Source organism: Pseudomonas sp. GM102 (assembly GCF_000282555.1).
Lineage (GTDB): Bacteria > Pseudomonadota > Gammaproteobacteria > Pseudomonadales > Pseudomonadaceae > Aquipseudomonas.
Window position 1 is genome coordinate 1 of the sequence record NZ_AKJB01000157.1, and the last position, 1,261, is coordinate 1,261.

The 1,261-nt window shown below is 60.3% G+C and carries 1 protein-coding gene; it reads left to right on the forward strand.

Annotated elements, in window-relative coordinates; translation table 11 throughout:
• Positions 1-984, forward strand: a 984-nt coding sequence (locus tag PMI18_RS00015) for an FMN-binding glutamate synthase family protein (protein ID WP_007908028.1), incomplete at its 5' end; no start/stop codon positions are given.
• Positions 985-1,261: the final 277 nt, after the last annotated feature.

The window sequence follows — 1,261 nt, forward strand, 5'->3', positions numbered from 1 at the left end:
GGCTACTTCGGCTGCCGCACCGCCGATGGCCGCTTCGACCCGGAACGCTTCGCCGCCCAGGCGCGGACTCCGCAAGTGCGAATGATCGAAATCAAAATGAGCCAGGGCGCCAAACCTGGCCACGGCGGGATCCTGCCCAAGCACAAAGTCACCAAGGAAATCGCCGAAACCCGCGGCATCCTGATGGGCGAAGACTGCATCTCGCCGTCACGCCACAGCGCTTTTTCCACGCCAGTCGAGCTGATGCACTTCATTGCGCAATTGCGTGAACTGTCCGGCGGCAAACCGGTGGGCTTCAAGTTTTGCCTGGGTCACCCGTGGGAATTCATGGGCATCGCCAAGGCCATGCTGGAAACCGGCATCCTCCCGGACTTCATCGTGGTCGACGGCAAGGAAGGTGGCACCGGCGCCGCGCCTGTGGAGTTCACCGACCACATCGGCGTGCCAATGCGCGAAGGTCTGCTGTTCGTGCACAACACGTTGGTGGGCCTGAACCTGCGGGACAAAATCAAACTCGGTGCCAGCGGCAAAATCGTCAGCGCGTTCGACATCGCCAGCGTCCTGGCCATCGGCGCCGACTGGGCCAACTCGGCGCGCGGCTTCATGTTCGCCATCGGCTGCATCCAGTCGCAAAGCTGCCACACCAACAAATGCCCGACCGGCGTCGCCACCCAGGACACCCTGCGCCAACGCGCCCTCGTGGTTCCGGACAAGGCTCAACGCGTGTTCAACTTCCACCGCAATACGCTCAAAGCCCTGGCCGAAATGCTTGCCGCAGCGGGCCTTGATCATCCTTCACAGCTGTCGGCCAAGCATCTGGTGCGACGCATGTCGGCGACCGAGATCAAACTGTTCTCGCAGTTGCATGTGTTCCTGAAACCGGGGGAGTTGCTGACCGGTGAAGTGAATGGCGAGTTTTACTCGCGGATGTGGCAGATGGCGCGGGCGGATAGTTTTGAGCCTAATGAAGCGGCTGCCGCGTAACCACAGTTTGAACGCCAATCTCATCGGCATGGGTGTCTATACATCTTTGACCTACAGATCTTGATCTACAGAGATTCACTGCCGGGGCTTGGTGTTTTTTTGGAGTACATATCCGTTTCTGCGGTCACGGCCGCCTATGGTTTCGCTCTTACAGCGAGTCACTTTCGAAAAGCCTGCGCGGCCCGGCGGAAAGTAACCAAAGCGCTTTTGCCCCACCATTCGGTGCCTCGCCTAGGCTCGGCATGCCATAACGAAGGCATTGCTCCGGGGGCCCGCC